Source organism: Grimontia sedimenti (assembly GCF_011045095.1).
GTDB classification, from domain to species: Bacteria; Pseudomonadota; Gammaproteobacteria; order Enterobacterales; family Vibrionaceae; genus Enterovibrio; species Enterovibrio sedimenti.
The window spans coordinates 88,179-106,973 of the sequence record NZ_JAALDL010000009.1 but is presented as its reverse complement, the minus strand read 5'-3'; the positions used below and the strand labels follow the sequence as shown (position 1 = coordinate 106,973).

General features: G+C 52.1%; 17 protein-coding genes and 1 pseudogene. All 18 read left to right on the top strand.

What is annotated here, in order from left to right; genetic code table 11:
• The first annotated feature begins 6 nt into the window (after window positions 1-6).
• The 18 genes and pseudogenes from fliF (at window position 7) to G5S52_RS12960 (ending at window position 18,761) form a co-directional block, all read left to right on the top strand.
• On the top strand, window positions 7-1,767 hold the full coding sequence (gene fliF, locus G5S52_RS13045) for a flagellar basal-body MS-ring/collar protein FliF (protein WP_165014143.1): 1,761 nt from the start codon (window positions 7-9) through the stop codon (window positions 1,765-1,767).
• Window positions 1,760-2,800 (top strand): flagellar motor switch protein FliG, encoded by a 1,041-nt coding sequence (gene fliG, locus G5S52_RS13040; protein WP_002537872.1) that lies wholly within the window; start codon window positions 1,760-1,762, stop codon window positions 2,798-2,800. The genes fliF and fliG overlap by 8 nt, the downstream gene beginning before the upstream one ends.
• A gap of 58 nt (window positions 2,801-2,858) precedes the next feature.
• On the top strand, window positions 2,859-3,884 hold the full coding sequence (fliH, locus tag G5S52_RS13035; RefSeq protein WP_165014141.1) for a flagellar assembly protein FliH: 1,026 nt from the start codon (window positions 2,859-2,861) through the stop codon (window positions 3,882-3,884).
• Window positions 3,868-5,184, top strand: a complete 1,317-nt coding sequence (gene fliI / locus G5S52_RS13030) for a flagellar protein export ATPase FliI (protein ID WP_002537870.1) — start codon at window positions 3,868-3,870, stop codon at window positions 5,182-5,184. Before fliH ends, fliI begins: the two co-directional genes overlap by 17 nt.
• Before the next feature lie 7 nt (window positions 5,185-5,191).
• The gene (gene fliJ, locus G5S52_RS13025; RefSeq protein ID WP_165014139.1) at window positions 5,192-5,641 is read left to right on the top strand and encodes a flagellar export protein FliJ; all 450 of its coding nucleotides are present in this window, start codon (window positions 5,192-5,194) and stop codon (window positions 5,639-5,641) included.
• Window positions 5,642-5,730: 89 nt separating this feature from the next.
• The gene (locus G5S52_RS13020) at window positions 5,731-7,677 is read left to right on the top strand and encodes a flagellar hook-length control protein FliK (RefSeq protein WP_165014137.1); all 1,947 of its coding nucleotides are present in this window, start codon (window positions 5,731-5,733) and stop codon (window positions 7,675-7,677) included.
• A 65-nt stretch (window positions 7,678-7,742) separates the two neighbouring features.
• A complete protein-coding gene (gene fliL, locus G5S52_RS13015) occupies window positions 7,743-8,240 on the top strand; it encodes a flagellar basal body-associated protein FliL (RefSeq protein WP_165014135.1) in 498 nt (165 codons plus the stop codon).
• A gap of 7 nt (window positions 8,241-8,247) precedes the next feature.
• Window positions 8,248-9,314, top strand: a pseudogene (fliM, locus tag G5S52_RS13010) (flagellar motor switch protein FliM).
• A 21-nt stretch (window positions 9,315-9,335) separates the two neighbouring features.
• Window positions 9,336-9,725 carry a flagellar motor switch protein FliN gene (fliN, locus tag G5S52_RS13005; protein ID WP_005506661.1) on the top strand — a complete coding sequence of 130 codons (390 nt, stop codon included), beginning with the start codon at window positions 9,336-9,338 and terminating at the stop codon, window positions 9,723-9,725.
• A gap of 121 nt (window positions 9,726-9,846) precedes the next feature.
• Window positions 9,847-10,236 carry a flagellar biosynthetic protein FliO gene (fliO, locus tag G5S52_RS13000; RefSeq protein WP_046302923.1) on the top strand — a complete coding sequence of 130 codons (390 nt, stop codon included), beginning with the start codon at window positions 9,847-9,849 and terminating at the stop codon, window positions 10,234-10,236.
• Window positions 10,226-11,059 (top strand): flagellar type III secretion system pore protein FliP, encoded by an 834-nt coding sequence (gene fliP / locus G5S52_RS12995; protein ID WP_046302924.1) that lies wholly within the window; start codon window positions 10,226-10,228, stop codon window positions 11,057-11,059. The genes fliO and fliP overlap by 11 nt, the downstream gene beginning before the upstream one ends.
• A 9-nt stretch (window positions 11,060-11,068) precedes the next feature.
• Window positions 11,069-11,338, top strand: a complete 270-nt coding sequence (fliQ, locus tag G5S52_RS12990; protein ID WP_062662983.1) for a flagellar biosynthesis protein FliQ — start codon at window positions 11,069-11,071, stop codon at window positions 11,336-11,338.
• A gap of 13 nt (window positions 11,339-11,351) precedes the next feature.
• Window positions 11,352-12,149: a flagellar biosynthetic protein FliR gene (gene fliR, locus G5S52_RS12985; protein ID WP_165014133.1), complete on the top strand. Its 798-nt coding sequence runs from the start codon at window positions 11,352-11,354 to the stop codon at window positions 12,147-12,149.
• Entirely contained in the window at window positions 12,149-13,282 is a 1,134-nt protein-coding gene (flhB, locus tag G5S52_RS12980; RefSeq protein ID WP_165014131.1) for a flagellar biosynthesis protein FlhB, read from the top strand. The genes fliR and flhB overlap by 1 nt, the downstream gene beginning before the upstream one ends.
• Window positions 13,283-13,400: 118 nt before the next feature.
• Window positions 13,401-15,506 carry a flagellar biosynthesis protein FlhA gene (gene flhA / locus G5S52_RS12975; RefSeq protein WP_165014129.1) on the top strand — a complete coding sequence of 702 codons (2,106 nt, stop codon included), beginning with the start codon at window positions 13,401-13,403 and terminating at the stop codon, window positions 15,504-15,506.
• 31 nt (window positions 15,507-15,537) lie between these two features.
• Complete coding sequence (gene flhF, locus G5S52_RS12970; RefSeq protein ID WP_165014127.1) at window positions 15,538-17,166, top strand: flagellar biosynthesis GTPase FlhF; 1,629 nt, start codon at window positions 15,538-15,540, stop codon at window positions 17,164-17,166.
• Window positions 17,159-18,046 carry a MinD/ParA family protein gene (locus tag G5S52_RS12965; RefSeq protein WP_046302928.1) on the top strand — a complete coding sequence of 296 codons (888 nt, stop codon included), beginning with the start codon at window positions 17,159-17,161 and terminating at the stop codon, window positions 18,044-18,046. The genes flhF and G5S52_RS12965 overlap by 8 nt, the downstream gene beginning before the upstream one ends.
• Complete coding sequence (locus tag G5S52_RS12960) at window positions 18,039-18,761, top strand: RNA polymerase sigma factor FliA (protein WP_039849820.1); 723 nt, start codon at window positions 18,039-18,041, stop codon at window positions 18,759-18,761. Before G5S52_RS12965 ends, G5S52_RS12960 begins: the two co-directional genes overlap by 8 nt.
• The last annotated feature ends 34 nt before the right edge of the window (window positions 18,762-18,795 follow it).

Sequence of the window (18,795 nt, the reverse complement as noted above, 5' to 3'; positions counted from 1 at the left end):
TAACCTGTGGCGGAAGACAACGACAACACACAACTCGCTCTAAACGATGGTGCAGCAGCATTACCTGCCACCACCGATGGCGGATCGTCGCTTGCCGATCCGGACATGATGGAGCGAAATGTCACCCCAACCGGTCCACTGGGCGGGATTGATATTGCACGCCAACTGATCCTCGTTGCAGCCGTCGCTATTTGTATTTCTCTTGTTGTGCTGCTTTTCCTGTGGGTTCAAGAACCAGAAATGCGCCCATTGGGCACCTACGAAACGGAAGAGTTGATCCCGGTTCTTGACCATCTTGACCAGCAAAAAATCGATTACAAGCTAGAAGGCAACACCATTCGTGTGCCTGCGAAAGATTACTCGACCATCAAACTCAACCTCAGCCGTGCCGGTCTGAACTCTGCCACCGAAGCCGGTGACGATATTCTGATGCAGGACATGGGTTTTGGTGTTTCTCAGCAACTTGAACGTGAGCGTCTTAAACTGAGCCGCGAACGTCAGCTTGCTGCTGCGATTGAGAAAATCCGTGCAGTCAGCAAAGCCCGAGTGCTGCTGGCCATGCCGAAACAAAGCGTGTTCGTTCGCCACAACCAAGAAGCTTCCGCAACCGTGTTCCTTACCGTGCGCGGCACCACTCAGCTGGGTCAGGAAGAAGTGGACTCGATTGTTGATATGGTGGCGTCTGCCGTACCAAGCCTGAAACCTTCCCGAGTCACCGTGACTGACCAACATGGCCGTTTGCTAAGTTCAGGCAGTCAGGATCCAATGGCTTCTCAACGCCGCAAAGAATATGAGTTGGAGCGCAAGCAAGAACAGGCGCTTAGAGAAAAAATTGACGCGATTCTGATCCCGGTTCTGGGCCTGGGTAATTACACCTCTCAGGTCGATGTCACTATGGATTTCAGCTCCATTGAAGAAACCCGTAAGCGTTTCGACCCGGCTACGTCCTCGACCCGAAGCGAATACACCCGTGAGAACTACAACAATACCGACTATGTTGCCGGTATTCCGGGCGCGCTGAGTAACCAGCCACCGGCTGACTCAGCGATTCCGCAAGACGTGCAGGATCTGAAAAACGGCGGCGTCGGCGACAAAGGTTCACTCAGTCGCGAAGCCACCCGAAACTTTGAATTGGATACCACCATCAGTCACCGCCGTGGTCAGACAGGCACCATTGCCCGTCAAACTGTGTCAGTGGCTGTGGATTACATCGCTTCTACTAATCCGGAAACCGGTGAAATTACCCGTACGCCTGTTGGAGACGCGGAGCTGGAAAAAATCCGCCGCCTGCTTGTCGGTGGTGTGGGTTACGCGGAAAACCGCGGTGATATTTTAGAAGTGATTTCCGTACCGTTTGTGACGCCGGAAGAAGTGGCCTTGGGTGATGTGCCAATTTGGGAACACCAGAACTTCAACGACTGGGTGCGTTGGCTGGCGGCCTCTCTGGTTATCATCGTGGTGGTATTGGTGTTGATTCGCCCAGCGATGTCTAAACTGATTAACCCAGCGAAAGACGACGACAGCTTACTGGGACCAAACGGCGAGATGCTGGGGCCAGATGGCTTGCCTCTAAGCCCAGACGACGATATTGGCCTGATTGGTGCGGAGCTTGATGGCTCTAACAACTTTGGCATGAGTTCTTCGAACCTGAACCTGCCAGACCTCCATAAAGATGAAGACCTGCTGAAAGCAGTTCGGGCACTGGTTGCCAATGAACCTGATTTGGCAGCTCAGGTAGTGAAAAGCTGGGTAAGCAACGATGGCTAAAGACGATAAAGACTTACCTGCGAACACCTTTGATGTGTCGCAGCTATCAGGCATAGAAAAGGCCTCTATTCTCCTTCTCAGTCTCACTGAGCAGGACGCAGCCAGCATTATCCGCCACCTTGAACCAAAACAGGTTCAGAAGGTGGGTAGCGCCATGACCCAGTTGGCTGATCTTAATCAGGATAAAGTGAATGCTGTCCATCGCGCCTTCCTTGAAGACATTCAAGGCTACACGGCGATTGGCATGGGCAGTGAAGACTTCGTTCGTAATGCACTTGTTGCAGCATTGGGTGAGGACAAAGCCAACAACCTGGTCGATCAGATTGTGCTTGGCAGTGGCTCAAAAGGCCTCGATTCACTCAAGTGGATGGATCCTCGTCAGGTGGCTTCCATCATCATCAACGAACACCCGCAAATCCAGACCATCGTACTTTCTTACCTGGAGCCGGAGCAGTCAGCGGTCATTCTTTCTCAGTTCGCCGAACGTGACGCCCTCGACTTAGTGATGCGTATTGCTAACCTTGAAGAGGTTCAGCCTGCGGCACTGCATGAGCTGAATGAAATCATGGAGAAACAGTTCGCGGGTCAAGCAGGTGCACAGGCCGCGAAGATTGGTGGCCTGAAAGCGGCTGCCGATATCATGAACTACATGGACAACGCGCTCGAGTCTGCGCTGATGGAGCAAATTGGCCAGAACGACGAAGAAATGGCATCGCAAATTCAGGATCTCATGTTCGTCTTCGACAACCTGGCAGACGTGGACGACCGCGGTATTCAGGCTATCCTCAAAGACGTTCCTCAGGAAGCACTGCTCAAAGCACTCAAGGGTGCAGAAGAAGGGCTCCGCGACAAGATTTTGGGCAATATGTCGAAACGTGCTGCAGAGATGCTGCAGGACGATCTCGAAGCCATGGGTCCAATTCGCGTGGCAGATGTGGAAGCGGCGCAGAAAGAAATTCTGTCTGTGGCACGCAAACTGGCCGATGCTGGCGAAATCATGCTGGCGAGCGGCGGTGCGGACGAATTCCTGTAATTCCGTATTTTTTGTCCAATCAACCAAGCTTGAACACAGCGTTTTATAAGGTAACAGCATGAGTTTAGAACGTCGTCGCGGATACATTCGCGCAAGCGAGCAAACAGAAGACGTTCTGGAGCGTTGGGACATCCCTAACTACGACCCAGCGAATGCGCCTCCGCGCGATACCGCAATGAACTACGATCCGGGTTGGGAACCTGCCGAACGGGAAGAAGATGACCAGGAGCCTGAACTCGATCTTTCTATGCTGACTGCTGATGCGCTTGAGCAAATCCGCCAATCTGCTGTTGAAGAAGGTATGGCGGAAGGGCGTGAAGCGGGCTTTACCGAAGGCAAAGAAGCTGGCTTTGAAGAAGGCAAAACAGAAGGCTTTGATGCAGGTAAGGAAGAAGGGTATCAGCAAGGCATGGAAGAAGGTCAGCAGTTAATTGAAAACCGCTGTCACCAACTTGATGCCATTCTCTCCAAACTCGCGTTCCCTTTGTTACAGGTTGATCATCAGGTACAAAACCAGATGGTTGAACTGGTGCTGCACTTAGCTAAAGCCGTGATTCAAACCGAAGTGCAAACCAATCCCCAGGTGATCCTTAACACCTTGCGTGAGGCTGTCAATGCGCTGCCGATGAGTGGGCGTCAAATTACCATTTATCTCCATCCGGAAGATTTGGATGTAGTGACGACTGCGCACAGTGTTGAATCCCTTCGCGACCGCGAATGGCGTTTGATTGCAGAACCCTCGATTAACCGTGGGGATATTCAGGTAGCCTGTGGCGACTCTGTTGTGGACTACCGCATGGAAGATCGCATCCGTGAAATGCTAACCCGATTTGCTGGCCAGAATATGGCGAAAGAGCCAGAAGCACCTGCTGATGGCTTGGGTGCTGACGTTCTTCAAGGTGCAGACAAAGTGGTGACAGGTGAGATGCCTGAACAGCCAGAGGAATCTTTGTCTGAACCACAGGATGAAGACGTGCTCGCTTCTGCCGGTGAACCAGAACCAGCACAAGACGTGGAACCTGCCATCGAAGAAATTCCTGATGCAGACGTTCAGGCAGGAGAAGACGATGGTCAGCCTGTCTGAGCGCCTCGCCGCGCTGAAAACCGATAATCTTTCCACACGTCCGGTAGCCTCAGGCAAGCTGGTGCGTGTGGTTGGCCTGACATTAGAAGCCATCGGTTGCCGCGCCCCGGTTGGCAGCCTGTGCAAAGTCGAAACCCTGAACGGCACCATTGAAGCCGAAGTTGTGGGCTTTTCTGGCGAAACCCTATATCTGATGCCAAGCGAGCAAATCTCCGGTGTATTACCGGGCGCGCGCGTCACCCCGATGGTTGGCGAACAGGGTATTCCGGTTGGTCTTGAACTCCTTGGCCGCGTCATTGACGGCGTGGGCAATCCGCTGGATGGACTGGGGGATATCTTTACCGGACAAACGGCGCCTTTTACGCCTGCGGCTATCAACCCACTGGCAAGAAAGCCTATTGATACACCGCTGGATGTCGGCATTAAAGCCATCAATGGCCTGTTAACCGTAGGTAAAGGTCAGCGTATTGGTCTGTTTGCTGGCTCAGGTGTCGGTAAATCGGTGACGCTCGGCATGATGACCCGAGGCACGACTGCACAGGTAGTTGTGGTGGGGTTGATTGGTGAGCGTGGCCGTGAGGTGAAAGAATTCATTGATGAAATCCTTGGCAAAGAAGGCCGTGAGCGCTCAGTGGTGATTGCGGCCCCTGCCGATGCGTCACCTTTGATGCGTTTAAAGGGCTGTCAGACGGCACTCACCATTGCCGAGTTTTTCCGTGACCAGGGTTTGGATGTCCTGCTTCTAATGGACTCACTGACCCGATTCGCTCAGGCGCAGCGCGAGATTGCGTTGTCTGTTGGCGAACCGCCTGCCACCAAAGGTTACCCGCCTTCGGTATTTGCGAAACTCCCTGCACTGGTAGAACGTGCAGGTAATGGCAATGAAGGGCAGGGCTCTATCACGGCATTCTTTACGGTATTAACCGAAGGTGATGACCTGCAGGATCCTATCGCAGATGCAGCTCGTGCGATTCTTGATGGTCACATTGTGCTGTCTCGTGAAATGGCAGACGCTGGGCATTATCCGGCGATCGATGTCGAACGTTCAGTCAGTCGTGTGATGCCAAATATTGTTGATGACGAACATATGCTGATGGCGCGTGCTGTGCGGCAAGTGCTTTCCGTGTGTCGTAAAAATCAGGATTTGGTGTCGATTGGCGCGTATAAACCCGGCACCGATCAGGGTATCGATCAGGCGTTCACCCTCAAACCCCGTTTGGACATGTATCTGCAACAGGGGATGAAAGATGTGGTGCCTTACGACATGTGCGTCAACATGCTGCGTTCAACGCTTCAGTAGGTGAGCCATGTCTGAAGCCGCGATGAACCTTCTGATCGACCAAGCCAAAGAGCAGGAACAACAGGCTCAGCTGGCTTTGGTAGCTGCCCAGCAAGAACTTCAAAATTACTACCTTCAGGTAGAGCAGATTGAGCGTTACCGTCTGGATTACTTCCGCCAAATGTCCGAGCGTGGACAGGCAGGCTTAAGCGCCAGCAGCTATGGTCACCTGAACCGTTTTATCGTCCAACTGGATGAAACACTGGCAAAACAACGCCAGGCGGCAATGGATTTCGAAGACAATGTCGAGCAGTGCCGAGAGCACTGGCAGCAATGTCGACAGAAAACCAAGTCCCTAGAATGGCTGGTTGAAAAACGCCAGAACGAAGCAAAAATGCGGGCTGAACGTCTGGAGCAAAAACAGATGGACGAGTTCGCCACCCTTATTTATACCCGTCAAAATGCCACGAAATTCTAAGCTGGCCTGATAATTGCTTTTACCTTTGTAACACGTTGCCGGGCAAGGTTGCCGGCGTCAAACGATAAAGAATCTGAAGCGGGATAATTATGAGCCAAACCAGTTTCTTACTTTCCGGTGTATCAAGCAGCAAAGCCCCTGTTGGGGAGGGCAAAGCTGTCATGTCTCCAGAAGTGTCTGAAAGTGAAGGAGAAGGTTTCTTTGCACAACTGACGCAGCTGGTTTCTGGTGATGGTGAAGCCGACGTGGCTGTTGGTGAAAAAGCTGTTTCTGCCGAGGGTGATGCCGCCAGTGAAGAGGCGATTAATGCCGCTTTGACGAAAGCACTTGCCAGTGGCGACGGTGAAGATGCCGAAAAGTTGGCGCTGGATGAAGCGAATTTTGACGCTGAGGGCGAAGAAGTCGCCACAAAGTCTGTGGCAAACGGAGAAGCTGAAGCGCAAGTGCTGAAAGCCACGGCTTCTGAGGAAAATGGTGAAGAGGCTGTTGTGACACGCCAACAGGTCGCCAAGCAAGATGGCGAAGTCCTGTTGCAGCGCCTTAATGAGTCCAATCAGGCACTCCAAGCCAAAACCGATACATCATCAGAATTCAAAGCCGCGCAGGTTGAACCTGTGATGGCTGATGGCAAAAGCTTGCCGCCACAGAAAGCCAACACCGAAGTTCTGCTTGAAGAAGTAAAAGCCGCGTTGGCAATGCAGGTTGAAGCGCCAAAGGCAGCATTGGCAAAGGGTGCTTCTAAACTTGATGCTGAAGAACAGATGGATAGCGCCAAGCCAGCATTTGATAAAGCCGTTGAAGCCGAAGTGGATGCTTTGCTTTCCAAGCCCGTCAATATGCTCACCGATGAAGAAAAGGTTGTCATTCAACAACTGGTTGCCAGGGTAGAAGCAGATTCACTGAACGTTTCACCCGCCAAAAGTAGTCTAGAGGCTGATGCCAAACCTCTGAGCGACGCAGAGCTGGTTGCCGCAGTAGATGCCCTTCGCGCATCGACAGCACAAGAAATCACACAACCCGATTCACCGACTGCCGCAGCGCCGGTACTGGCCCAGGCAGCTTCAATGGCAGCTGCGAACGGTGACGTGGAAATCACACCGGAAATGATGGCGAAAGCCAGTCAGTCACCGGAGTGGGCGGGGACAAAAGCGCAACAGGACATGATGATGCGAGCCCAAATGGCGGCAGCATCGACCATGAGTGGTGAGCCAGAGAAAGCACTCGCGGCAGAATTGCAGGCGAAAGGGTTAACGCCGACTGCTCAGGCAAACATGAGTCAAGCCGCCTCTGCGGTGCAAGCAGCGGTGAACCCTCAAGCTCAGCAAACTACCCCAATGTCAGCGTTTGCCGCAATCCCATGGACGCCGGCAGGGATGCAAAATGGTGCTAACCAACCACAGCCTGCAGCCAGCCAAGCCGTTCTTGAAGCGACAGCCGCCCAACAGTTGACGGAAACCGCGCGCCCGGGTGAAGCCAAAGCAGATCACCTTGCTCAGCAACTGGCATCAAGTTTTGGTCAGCAAGCGGGCACCACAGCAGCAAAACTGGATGCCGCAGCGGCACAAACACCGTTACAAATGAGCCAAAACCAGACAGAAGCGGCGAATGCCTTGTCTGAACGCGTCAACATGATGATGTCGAAAAACCTCAAGCATGTGGATATTCGTCTCGACCCACCTGAACTGGGCAGACTGCAAATCAAACTGTCGGTGAACAACGATCAGGCTTCGGTGCAGTTTACGGTGGCGAATCAGACCGCAAGGGATTTGGTGGAACAGTCCATGCCGCGTCTTCGTGAAATGATGCAGCAGCAAGGCCTGCAATTGTCCCAGTCCTCTGTTCAACATCAGGATGCAGGCGGCAGACAGCAATTTGCAGGTAACCAAGCCCAACAGGGTGAAGGTCAGGGCGGGCAGAGTGGACAAGGTGACTCATCTCGATTTGGCTGGGGAAATGAACAGGACGCAGATCACTCTGTGGTAAACACTGAGCTCTATGTCAATACATCAAAAGATCGTGTTGACTATTATGCTTAATGTAGCATTCTTGCTGCGCTTGTTTTGAAACTGGAAATCGAATTAACCCGAAACTGAGGTGAATCATGGCAGATGAAGATATTGAAGCTGGCGGCGGTGGTGGCGGTAAAAAGAAACTGATCATTATCATCGTGGCGGCAGTGTTGTTACTCGGTGGTGGTGCAGGTGCTTTCTTTTTCCTGATGGGCGGTGATAGCGCGCCACAGGAAGACATTGTGATTGAAGAACCTGAACCAGTGAACCTTCAAGCGATTTACGTTACGTTACCGCAGCCTTTTGTGTTTAACGTAACCGGCGACATGCAACAACGGTTGGTACAAGTTAAAGTTCAGCTGTTGGTGCGTGGCGACCAGAACGAAACATTGGCGAAGCAGAATTTGCCTTTGGTTGAGCACAGCCTTCTGACAACGTTCGGGGCGGCAACCGTTGAGCAACTGCGCACGCCGCAAGGACAGGTGGAAGTCCGCAAGCAGGCTGTCGATACCGTGCAGGCTGCAATGGAAAAAGTCACCGGCAAAACAGTGGTTGAGCGGGTGTTATTTACTGGCTTTGTAATGCAATAGGTGCAATGTGACCGATCTCCTCAGTCAAGACGAAATTGATGCGCTTCTTCATGGTGTAGACGACGTTGAAGAAGAGGAACAGGATTCCGGCGGCGGTGGCGGCGATATCGCCTCGGCCTCGAATTTTGACTTCTCCTCTCAAGACCGAATCGTCCGTGGGCGCATGCCCACCCTGGAGCTGATAAACGAGCGATTTGCGCGTCATATGCGTATCAGCTTGTTTAACATGCTGCGCAAAACGGCTGAAGTGTCAATTAACGGGGTACAAATGGTGAAGTTTGGTGAATACCAAAACACCCTGTTTGTCCCAACCAGTTTGAACATGGTTCGCTTCCGTCCGCTGAAAGGGACCGCGTTGGTCACCATGGAAGCGCGCCTGGTGTTCATTCTGGTAGAAAACTTCTTTGGTGGTGACGGTCGATTCCACGCACGTATCGAAGGGCGAGAATTTACCCCAACCGAGCGTCGTGTCATTCAAATGCTGCTCAAGCTGATATTTGAAGACTACAAGACGCATGGGCACCGGTGATGAAGGTCGAGTTTGAATATCTCGACTCAGAAGTGAACCCGGCAATGGCGAACATTGTGAGCCCGACAGAAGTGATTGTTGTGAGCTCATTCCACATCGAACTTGATGGTGGTGGCGGTGATTTCCACGTTGTCATGCCTTATTCCATGGTCGAGCCTATCCGCGAATTGCTCGACGCAGGTATCCAGAGTGACAAGATGGATACCGATAAGCGCTGGTCGAAAGCGCTGCAAGATGAAGTGATGGATGTGGAAGTGGGGCTGACGGCTAAGCTGCTGGAAACCCAACTGTCGCTCCGTGATTTGATGGAGTTGGAAGCCGGTGATGTGATTCCGGTGAAAATGCCGGATGCCTGCACGATTTATATTGAAGACTTGCCGACCTTCCGGGGCAAGATGGGCCAGTCAAACGACAATCTGGCGATTAAGATCACTGACAAACTCAAACGACCGGAAGTGATGAAGAGTTCAGTGACCTTGTTAGAAGACGATCCGATCGAGTTGCTTGAAGACTTGGGCACCGATGGACAAAATTCTGAAGATTAATTAATACGTTGGTAGATAATCATGAGTGATGTAGAAGACGATTGGGCTGCAGCGCTTGCCGAACAGGCGGAAGTGGAAGGCGGTGATGATGTACAAACTGCCCCTTTAGATGAGTTGGTTGATGAAACACCACCCATCAATGCGGATGAAGCCCGAAAGCTGGACGCGATTCTTGATATTCCGGTGACCATTTCGATGGAAGTGGGACGCACCAACATCAACATTCGTAACCTGCTTCAGCTGAACCAAGGCTCGGTGGTCGAGTTAGACCGTCTGGCCGGTGAGTCACTGGATGTGCTGGTTAACGGAACCCTGATTGCCCATGGCGAAGTCGTGGTGGTGAACGACAAGTTCGGTATCCGACTCACTGACGTTATCAGCCAAACAGAACGAATTAAAAAGCTGCGTTAACGACAACCCCTTCGCTTGTTGAATGGAAGACGCCTGCCGCTTTGCGGTGGGCGTTTTTTTAGGCCTGGATTTTGCTTAAAGGGTGTATTACCCGAAAAAAACAGGCTGAGAAAGAGAGTTCATGGTATTTCTGCGACGAGCTGTAATTGGATTGACGTTTGCCCCTGGCGCTTACGCCGCCGCGCCTGATGGCCAGGATCTGGCAACGACGCTCGGTGCGTTGGTACTGGTGATTGGCGTGATCTTCGGCTTGGCCTGGGCGCTCAAACGCATGCAGGTTCCCTCGCTGATGGGCGCGAAATCTGGGCTGAAGGTGGTGAGCCAACTGCCGTTAGGCCAGAAAGAGCGTGTCGTGGTATTGGATGTGAACGGTGAGCAAGTGCTCGTGGGTGTCACACCTCAGCAAATCACGCTGATTAAATCACTGGAAAATCCGATCACTGAAGCGGAGTCCACCAAATCTTTCTCTTCCCAATTCAACCAGATTCTTAAGAAAAATGATGCGTCTTAAATCCGTCACTGCCATTTTTCTGGCGCTTTGCTGCTTTTTTGTCACTCCGTTTGCACTGGCTGAAGAAGAGCCAGCGCCAGCGTCAGAAACCATTACTGAAACCCTGATCAATGATGCTGGCGAAGCGTCGATGATTCAGGCGCGCAACGGTGGCGGTATTCCTGCGCTGACCATGACCGTCAACCCGGATGGCAGCGAGGATTATTCGGTCACCCTGCAGATCCTGGCGTTGATGACAGCGCTCGGCTTCCTGCCAGCGATTGTTATCCTGATGACCTCTTTCACCCGTATCGTGGTGGTGATGGCGATTTTGCGTCAAGCCATGGGCTTGCAGCAGACACCATCCAATCAGGTCATTATCGGTATCGCCATGTTCCTGACCTTCTTCATCATGTCACCGGTGATTGACCGTATGAACGTGACTGCGGTGCAGCCTTATCTCAATGAAGAAATCACCTCGCGCGAAGCGTTTGACCGTGTGCAGGTGCCTCTCCGTGAGTTCATGTTGCAACAGACGCGCGTAAAAGACCTCGAAACCTTTGTGAATATGTCCGGCTCACAGGTGACTGAAGCGGAAGAGGTGCCGATGACGGTGCTTATCCCAGCGTTTATTACCTCAGAGCTGAAAACGGCGTTCCAGATAGGCTTTATGCTTTTCCTGCCGTTTTTGATTATCGACCTGGTGGTGGCCTCGGTACTGATGGCGATGGGTATGATGATGCTCTCGCCAATGATTGTATCTTTGCCATTTAAGCTGATGTTGTTTGTGCTGGTGGACGGTTGGAACCTTATCCTGTCGACCCTCGCAGGCAGTTTCGGGTAGGAGTGAGTCATGGGACCAGAAGCTTTTGTCGAACTGTTCCAGGATGCACTGTATCTCATCCTGGTCATGGTTTGCGCTATTATCATTCCCGGTCTGATCGTTGGTTTGCTGGTGGCGATTTTTCAGGCCGCAACCTCGATTAACGAACAGACCTTGAGTTTCCTGCCGCGTTTGATCGCGACGCTGGTGGCGCTGATGTTCTTCGGCCATTGGATGACGCGCATGCTGATGGAGTATTTCTTCCGCTTGATTGAAGAAATACCTCAGCTGCTTTACTGACTGAGCATCAGGCATGGAATACCCGGCAGATATCATTCTTACTTGGCTGGCACACTACTTCTGGCCGTTTGCGCGCATCTCATCAATGATGATGACGATGACGTTTTTCGGTGCCCGTTTTGTGCCGGTTCGCATCCGTTTATATCTGTCTCTGGCTATCACCTTTGCAGTAATGCCTGCGCTACCTCAAGTGCCTGAAACTATCCAGTTAGTTTCTTTCGGTGGCTTTGTGGTATTGGCGCAACAAATCCTGATTGGCATTGCGATGGGGACGGTGACCCAGTTTGTGATTCAAACCTTCGTATTGCTCGGTCAAATCATCGGTATGCAATCGAGTCTGGGTTTTGCCTCTATGGTCGACCCGGCCAATGGGCAGAACACCCCTTTGCTGGGTCAGTTCTATCTCTTCGTTGCCACCATGATTTTCCTTTCCACTGACGGGCATCTTCAGATGCTAAATCTGGTGGTGATGAGTTTCAAAACCCTGCCTGTGGGTGAAATGCTGGGTGTTGCAGATTACCGCGCACTGGCGAGTTGGTTTGGCATCATGTTCAGTGTTGCGCTTGGTATGGCATTGGCGGGCATTATCGCTTTGCTGACGGTCAATCTCTCGTTCGGTGTCATGACCCGTGCCGCGCCTCAGTTGAACATCTTCTCACTCGGTTTTTCGTTTGCCTTGTTGGTGGGCTTGTTGATCTGTATGTACCTGCTCAATGGCATTTTGCCGCATTACCTCAATCACTGGGACACAGGGCTCAAGACCATCTGTGATCTTATCCGTCTCGAGTGTTATATCGAGGGAGGTGCCTGATGGCAGAGAACGACGGTCAGGAACGCACAGAAGACGCGACGCCCCGAAGGCGACAGCAGGCGCGGGAGAAAGGTCAGGTACCGCGCTCAAGAGAACTGGCATCAGTCGCCGTGCTCGTAGTCGGCGCAGTGGCATTGATGTGGTTTGGCGAGAGTCTTGGCAAAGCCTTGATGGAGATGATGCGAAAGCTTTTTACGCTCACACGTGAGGAGATTTTTGATGTCACCTCGCTGGGGCTGATTTCTTATGGCGCCATATTTCACATCATTTGGCCGATCACCTTTGTACTGCTGATGCTGTTTATCGCCGGTTTGATAGGTGCTTCCGCGCTTGGCGGGGTTTCTTTCTCTTGGGAAGCCGCCAGACCCAAGCTGTCCAAAATGAGCCCGCTACAGGGTATTAAGCGGATGTTCGGCAAGCAGAGCTGGGTCGAGCTTATCAAATCCATTTTGAAAGTGGCGCTGGTGTCAGGTGTGGCTTTCTACCTGATGTGGGTGAGTCTCGATGATTTCTACCAACTGAACATCGAAACCTTTCCGACCAACCTCTATCACGCGCTTGAGATTCTGATGAATTTCGTGCTGCTGATTTGCTGCTCATTGCTGGTGGTGGTGGCGATCGATGTGCCGTTCCAAATCTGGCAGCACAATGAACAGCTCAAGATGACCAAGCAGGAAATCAAAGACGAATACAAAGAAACCGAGGGTAAGCCTGAAGTTAAGGGGCGGATCCGGATGCTCCAGCGCGAAATGGCGCAGCGTCGTATGATGGCAGAAGTCCCATCTGCAGACGTCGTTATCACCAACCCGGAGCACTACTCGGTAGCGCTTCGTTACGACAGTAAAATCGATAAAGCGCCAGTGGTAGTCGCCAAAGGTTCGGACTTCCTGGCACTTAAAATCAGGGAAATAGCCGCTGAGCATGACATCACGATCGTGCCAGCACCACCGCTCGCCCGTGCAGTGTATTACAGTACCGAGTTGGAACAGCAGATCCCGGATGGCTTGTTTACGGCTGTCGCCCAGCTGCTTGCTTACGTGTTCCAGCTTAAACAGTACAAGAAAGGTCGTGGACGAAGGCCAAACCCGCTGGCGGATCAACAACTGCCAATACCGCCGGATTTACGTCGCTGATGTGATACTGCGCTTTTTATTTGCCAATAACTTATTGATAAATAGGCAGTGTAAAACTGGTTCGTTTTTTGCTTCTGAGGTCTTCAGTGATTAAGCCCAGAAGAACCTAAAACGACACATGAAGCTTTCTTTGCCGTTCTACGACAAGGTACAGGACAAAAACCCATTCAAGCGAGGGAATGCATTCCCAGCGATTGGTGCGCCGCTCCTCGTACTCTCAACCCTTGCGATGGTGGTGCTGCCTATGCCGCCATTGCTGCTCGACCTGATGTTCTCTTTTAACATTGCCCTTTCTCTGGTCGTGCTGTTGGTTACCGTTTACACCCGTAGACCGCTCGATTTCGCCGCATTTCCGACAGTGTTGCTGATAGCGACCCTGATGCGACTGGCATTGAACGTGGCTTCCACCCGTGTGGTGCTGCTTCATGGGCATGAAGGCCCAGGCGCAGCCGGTCAGGTGATTGATGCGTTTGGTTCGGTGGTGATTGGTGGTAACTACGCCGTCGGTCTGGTGGTGTTCCTTATCCTGATGATCATCAACTTCATGGTTGTGACCAAAGGTGCGGGCCGTATCTCCGAGGTGAGCGCGCGCTTCACCCTCGACGCCTTGCCGGGTAAGCAAATGGCTATCGATGCGGATTTGAATGCTGGCCTGATTAATCAGGATCAGGCACGTACCCGTCGTCAGGAAGTCACCAAAGAAGCTGACTTCTACGGTTCGATGGACGGTGCGTCAAAATTCGTTAAAGGAGATGCCATCGCCGGTATTCTGATCCTGGCGATTAACATTATCGGTGGTCTCTCCATCGGTATGATTCAGCATGACGTCAGTTTCTCTGACGCGATTGAAATCTACACCCTTCTGACCATCGGTGATGGTCTGGTTGCTCAAATCCCTTCACTCTTGCTGTCGATTGGCGCCGCCATCATGGTGACCCGTCAGAACACTGACGAAGACATGGGTCAACAGCTGGTATTCCAACTCGTGGACAACCCACGCGCACTTATTATCGCGACGGGTATCTTGACCGTGATGGGTATTGTTCCGGGTATGCCACACATTCCATTTTTGACGCTAGCGCTGGTTTGCGGTGGCTTCGCTTATTGGAAAACCAAAGAGCAGGCTAAAGCCAAGAAAGAAGCCGAAGCTGCACCGACAAAAGAAGTGGCACCGCCGAAGCCGAAAGAGCTGTCTTGGGACGACGTGCAGCCTGTTGATGTGATTGGTCTGGAAGTGGGTTATCGCCTGATCCCTATGGTTGACCGTGACCAAGGTGGTGAGTTGCTTGACCGCGTGAAAGGCGTGCGTAAGAAGCTGTCGCAAGACTTCGGTTTCCTTATCCCTCCTGTCCACATCCGTGACAACCTGGAACTGCCACCGAACAGCTATCGCATTACTCTGATGGGCGTTGCGGTCGGTGAGGCGGATATCCGCCCTGACAAAGAACTGGCGATTAACCCGGGTCAGGTGTTTGGCCCGGTTGATGGGGAAGGTACCGTTGACCCGGCATTTGGACTGGAAGCGGTATGGATTGAAAAATCACAGCGCGAACATGCCCAGGCACTTGGCTACACGGTGGTTGATTCCGCGACCGTTCTGGCAACCCACTTGAGCCAGATGCTGACCAACAACGCTGAACGCCTGCTGGGCCACGAAGAAGCGCAGAACCTTATTGATATGCTGGCTAAGCAGTCACCTCGATTGGTGGAGGGTCTTATCCCTGATCAAATCACCCTCGGTGCCGTGGTCAAGGTTATGCAGAACCTTCTCAATGAAGCGATTCCTATCCGCGATGTACGGACTATTATACAGACACTCTCTGAGTATGCGCCGAAGAGTCAAGATCCCGACATTTTGACGGCGGCAGTCCGAATTTCACTGCGACGTCTGATTGTTCAGGAAATCAATGGGGTAGAGCCAGAATTACCGGTTATTACTTTGGTTCCTGAACTGGAACAGATATTGCATAAAACTATGCAAGCGTCAGGTGGTGAATCAACCGGTATTGAACCGGGGCTGGCAGAAAGATTGCAACAAAGTCTGTCAGAAGCAACCCAGCATCAGGAACTGCAAGGTGAACCGGCCGTCCTGCTGACTTCAGGGGTACTGCGTTCCACACTGGCGAAGTTTGTGAAGAACACCATTCCGTCGCTGCGAGTCCTGTCTTATCAGGAAGTGCCGGATGAAAAACAAATAAGAATTGTAAGAGCGGTTGGCAACTGATGTGCGGCATCAGTAACTCAGGACGACGATTTTGAAGATTAAACGATTTTTTGCCAAAGACATGCGAACAGCGCTGGCCGAAGTGAAAGAAGCACTCGGCGCAGACGCAGTTATCATGTCCAACAAAAAAGTGACTGGCGGTGTCGAAATCGTGGCGGCAGTAGATACTGACGCACCAACCCGTGATGTGCGCAAAGAAGCGGCGAGAACGCAGATGGCGCAGAGCATGGACCGCGCTCAACAAACACGCCGACTGGCTGATGATACTGTGCATCTACGCCGTGATATCAGCAAAGAAGCCGCGCGCAAACCACTTGGCGGCGCACTGGGCAGCAAGTTCTCCAGCTTGCTTGACCGCTATCAGTCGCAACTGCCGGAAAATAGCGCAGCCGATGAACCTCAGCAGGAAGCCGATTCTTTAAGCGCATTGTTGGCGCGTCAAAATGATGCCCGTCTTCGTCAAAACGAAAATACGTACAACGCTGCGCCAGCCCGCCGTCCGAATGGCCAAAATGGTCATAACGGACAGAACAATGGCAACCGCAACGGGGCAAACAACGGCAACAATGGTTTCTCCCGCGCTCAGCAACAGGCAAAAGGGCAAGAGATTGAGCGCCTGTTACGTCAAAAACGTGACGAACAGGATCGCCGCGCACCGGGTCGCGATGACCGTTTTGAGTTGCGCACCGAACAGCGTCGTCAGCCTTCGCGTCAAGGCAACGAAGAAATTGAAGCGATGCGAAAAGAAATGGCGACGATTCGCAGCCTTCTAGAACACCAGCTTTCCGGTCTGATGTGGCAGGAAGTGGAGCGCAAAGAACCGCTTCGCGCCATGCTGATCAAACGTCTGGAAAAAATGGGTATCTCCCCGGTACTGGCTGACCAGCTGGCGGGTTATATCCCAGAAGACACACCACCGAATGAAGCGTGGTCGGAGTTACTGGATTTAGTGGCAGATCAAGTCATTACCACCAGTGAGAACCTACTGGAGTCAGGCGGTGTGATTGCACTGCTTGGTCCTACCGGAGTGGGCAAAACAACGACCATCGCAAAACTAGCAGCCAGAGCCGCAATGGACTTCGGCCCTGAAGAAATTGCCCTTGTGACAACCGATACCTTCCGTATCGGCGCACATGAGCAATTGGCAACCTATGGCAGAATTTTGGGTTGCCCCGTAAAAGTTGCTAAAGATGCGGATGAACTGGCCGATATACTGTATCAGTTACGTCACCGTCGACTGATCCTGTTGGATACCGCAGGCATGGGCCAGCGAGATCTGAGGCTATCAGAACAACTTGATACTCTTATCCAAAACAGTGGTTCACATATCCGAAGCCTTCTTGTATTGCCAGCGACCTCTCAGCGTCGCGTGCTGCAGGAGACTATTGATCACTTCCGACGTATTCCCCTCTCAGGGTGTGTACTGACGAAGTTGGATGAATCCCTCAGTCTGGGGGAATTATTGAGTGTGACCATAGAAAACGCCCTTCCGGTTACCTATCTGGCTGATGGCCAGCGTGTACCCGAGGACATTCGCCAGGCAAGTGGGAGATACCTGGTTAACAAGGCGAGTGAACTGATGGATCAAGATTCAGAGCAGCGAAACCATTTCTGGAGTCATGATGTACCAGAGTCGAATGCGGCGGACTTTTATGATTGAGACAACCATGCATGATCAAGCAAGCGGCCTCCGCCGCCTGACCAACCCGACTCGCACCAAAGTTATTACTGTTACTGGTGGTAAAGGCGGGGTGGGTAAAACCAACATCACCTTGGGTATGGCTGCGGCCATGGCCAAACAAGGTAAAAAAGTGATGGTGTTGGATGCTGACTTAGGATTGGCCAATGTCGACGTCCTGCTGGGCTTGCGGGTAGGTAAAAACCTCAGCCACGTGATGCAAGGCGTCTGCGACCTGAAAGACATTATTGTTGAAGGTCCACATGGCATGAAAATTATTCCTGCGTCCTCAGGCATGCGTGGAATGACAGAATTGAGCACCGCGCAGCATGCAGGTCTTATCCGTGCATTCGGTACGCTTGAAGAAGATGTCGATGTACTGCTGGTGGACACAGCGGCAGGTATCTCTGACATGGTGTTGAGCTTCTCCCGCGCGGCGCAGGACGTATTGATTGTGGTTTGCGATGAGCCAACTTCTATCACTGATGCCTACGCCCTGATCAAGCTTCTGAGCCGTGAACATGGCGTGACCCGCTTCAAGGTTGTTGCCAACATGGTGCGCAGTTATCGCGAGGGTCGCGATTTATTTACAAAATTAACTCGTGTAACAGAAAGATTTTTAAATGCTAATCTAGAATTAGTAGCATGTGTTCCACTTGACGAACATGTGCGTCAATCTGTGAAGAAGCAACGTGTCGTGATTGATGCGTTCCCTAAGTCTCCAGCCGCGCTTGCACTCAATGCGCTGGCAAACAAGGCCCTGACATGGCCTGTGCCACGAAATCCGGGCGGACACTTAGAGTTTTTTGTTGAGAGACTGCTGGTTCGAGACGAAGCAGCGGGGGATTACCTCAGTGAATAGGGCGCTGACCTACAGCAGGACTGGAGCATCAACGGAGACGGTGTTTGAGCAATACTCCACATTAGTGAAGCGAATTGCCCACCACCTGATCGCCCGTTTGCCCCCGAATGTGCAGGTTGAAGATCTCATTCAGGCGGGCATGATTGGCCTGCTCGAAGCGCAACAAAACTACGATCCTTCAAAAGGGGCGAGTTTCGAAACCTATGCCGGTATCCGCATTCGCGGTGCGATGTTGGATGATATCCGCAAAGGTGACTGGGTACCGCGCTCGGTACATAAGAATAACCGTCAGATCAGCGAAGTGATTTCACAGCTGGAAGGCGAGTTAGGGCGAGACCCTAACGATAAAGAAATAGCGAAACGCCTGGGAATGAGTCTGGATCAATACTATCAGGCTCAAAACGACATCAATGCAGGCAGACTCATTGGTATCGATGATCTGGGCGTCTCAGAAGATGCTTTCGTAACAGAAAGTCATCGTGACGAAAACCTTCCCTTTGAGGAGGTGGCCGGGGATAGCTTCAAATCGCACTTAGCGAATGCCATCCGCGGACTTCCTGAAAGAGAAGCTTTGGTACTCTCTCTCTATTACGACGAGGAACTCAACCTCAAGGAGATAGGGGCCATTATCGGGGTGAGTGAATCCCGGGTTTGCCAGATACAAAATCAGGCAATGCAGCGGTTACGGACCAAGCTTTCCGCTTGGTCGAAGTAAGTTTCTACAATAATAAGGAACCTCACTGGAGGCC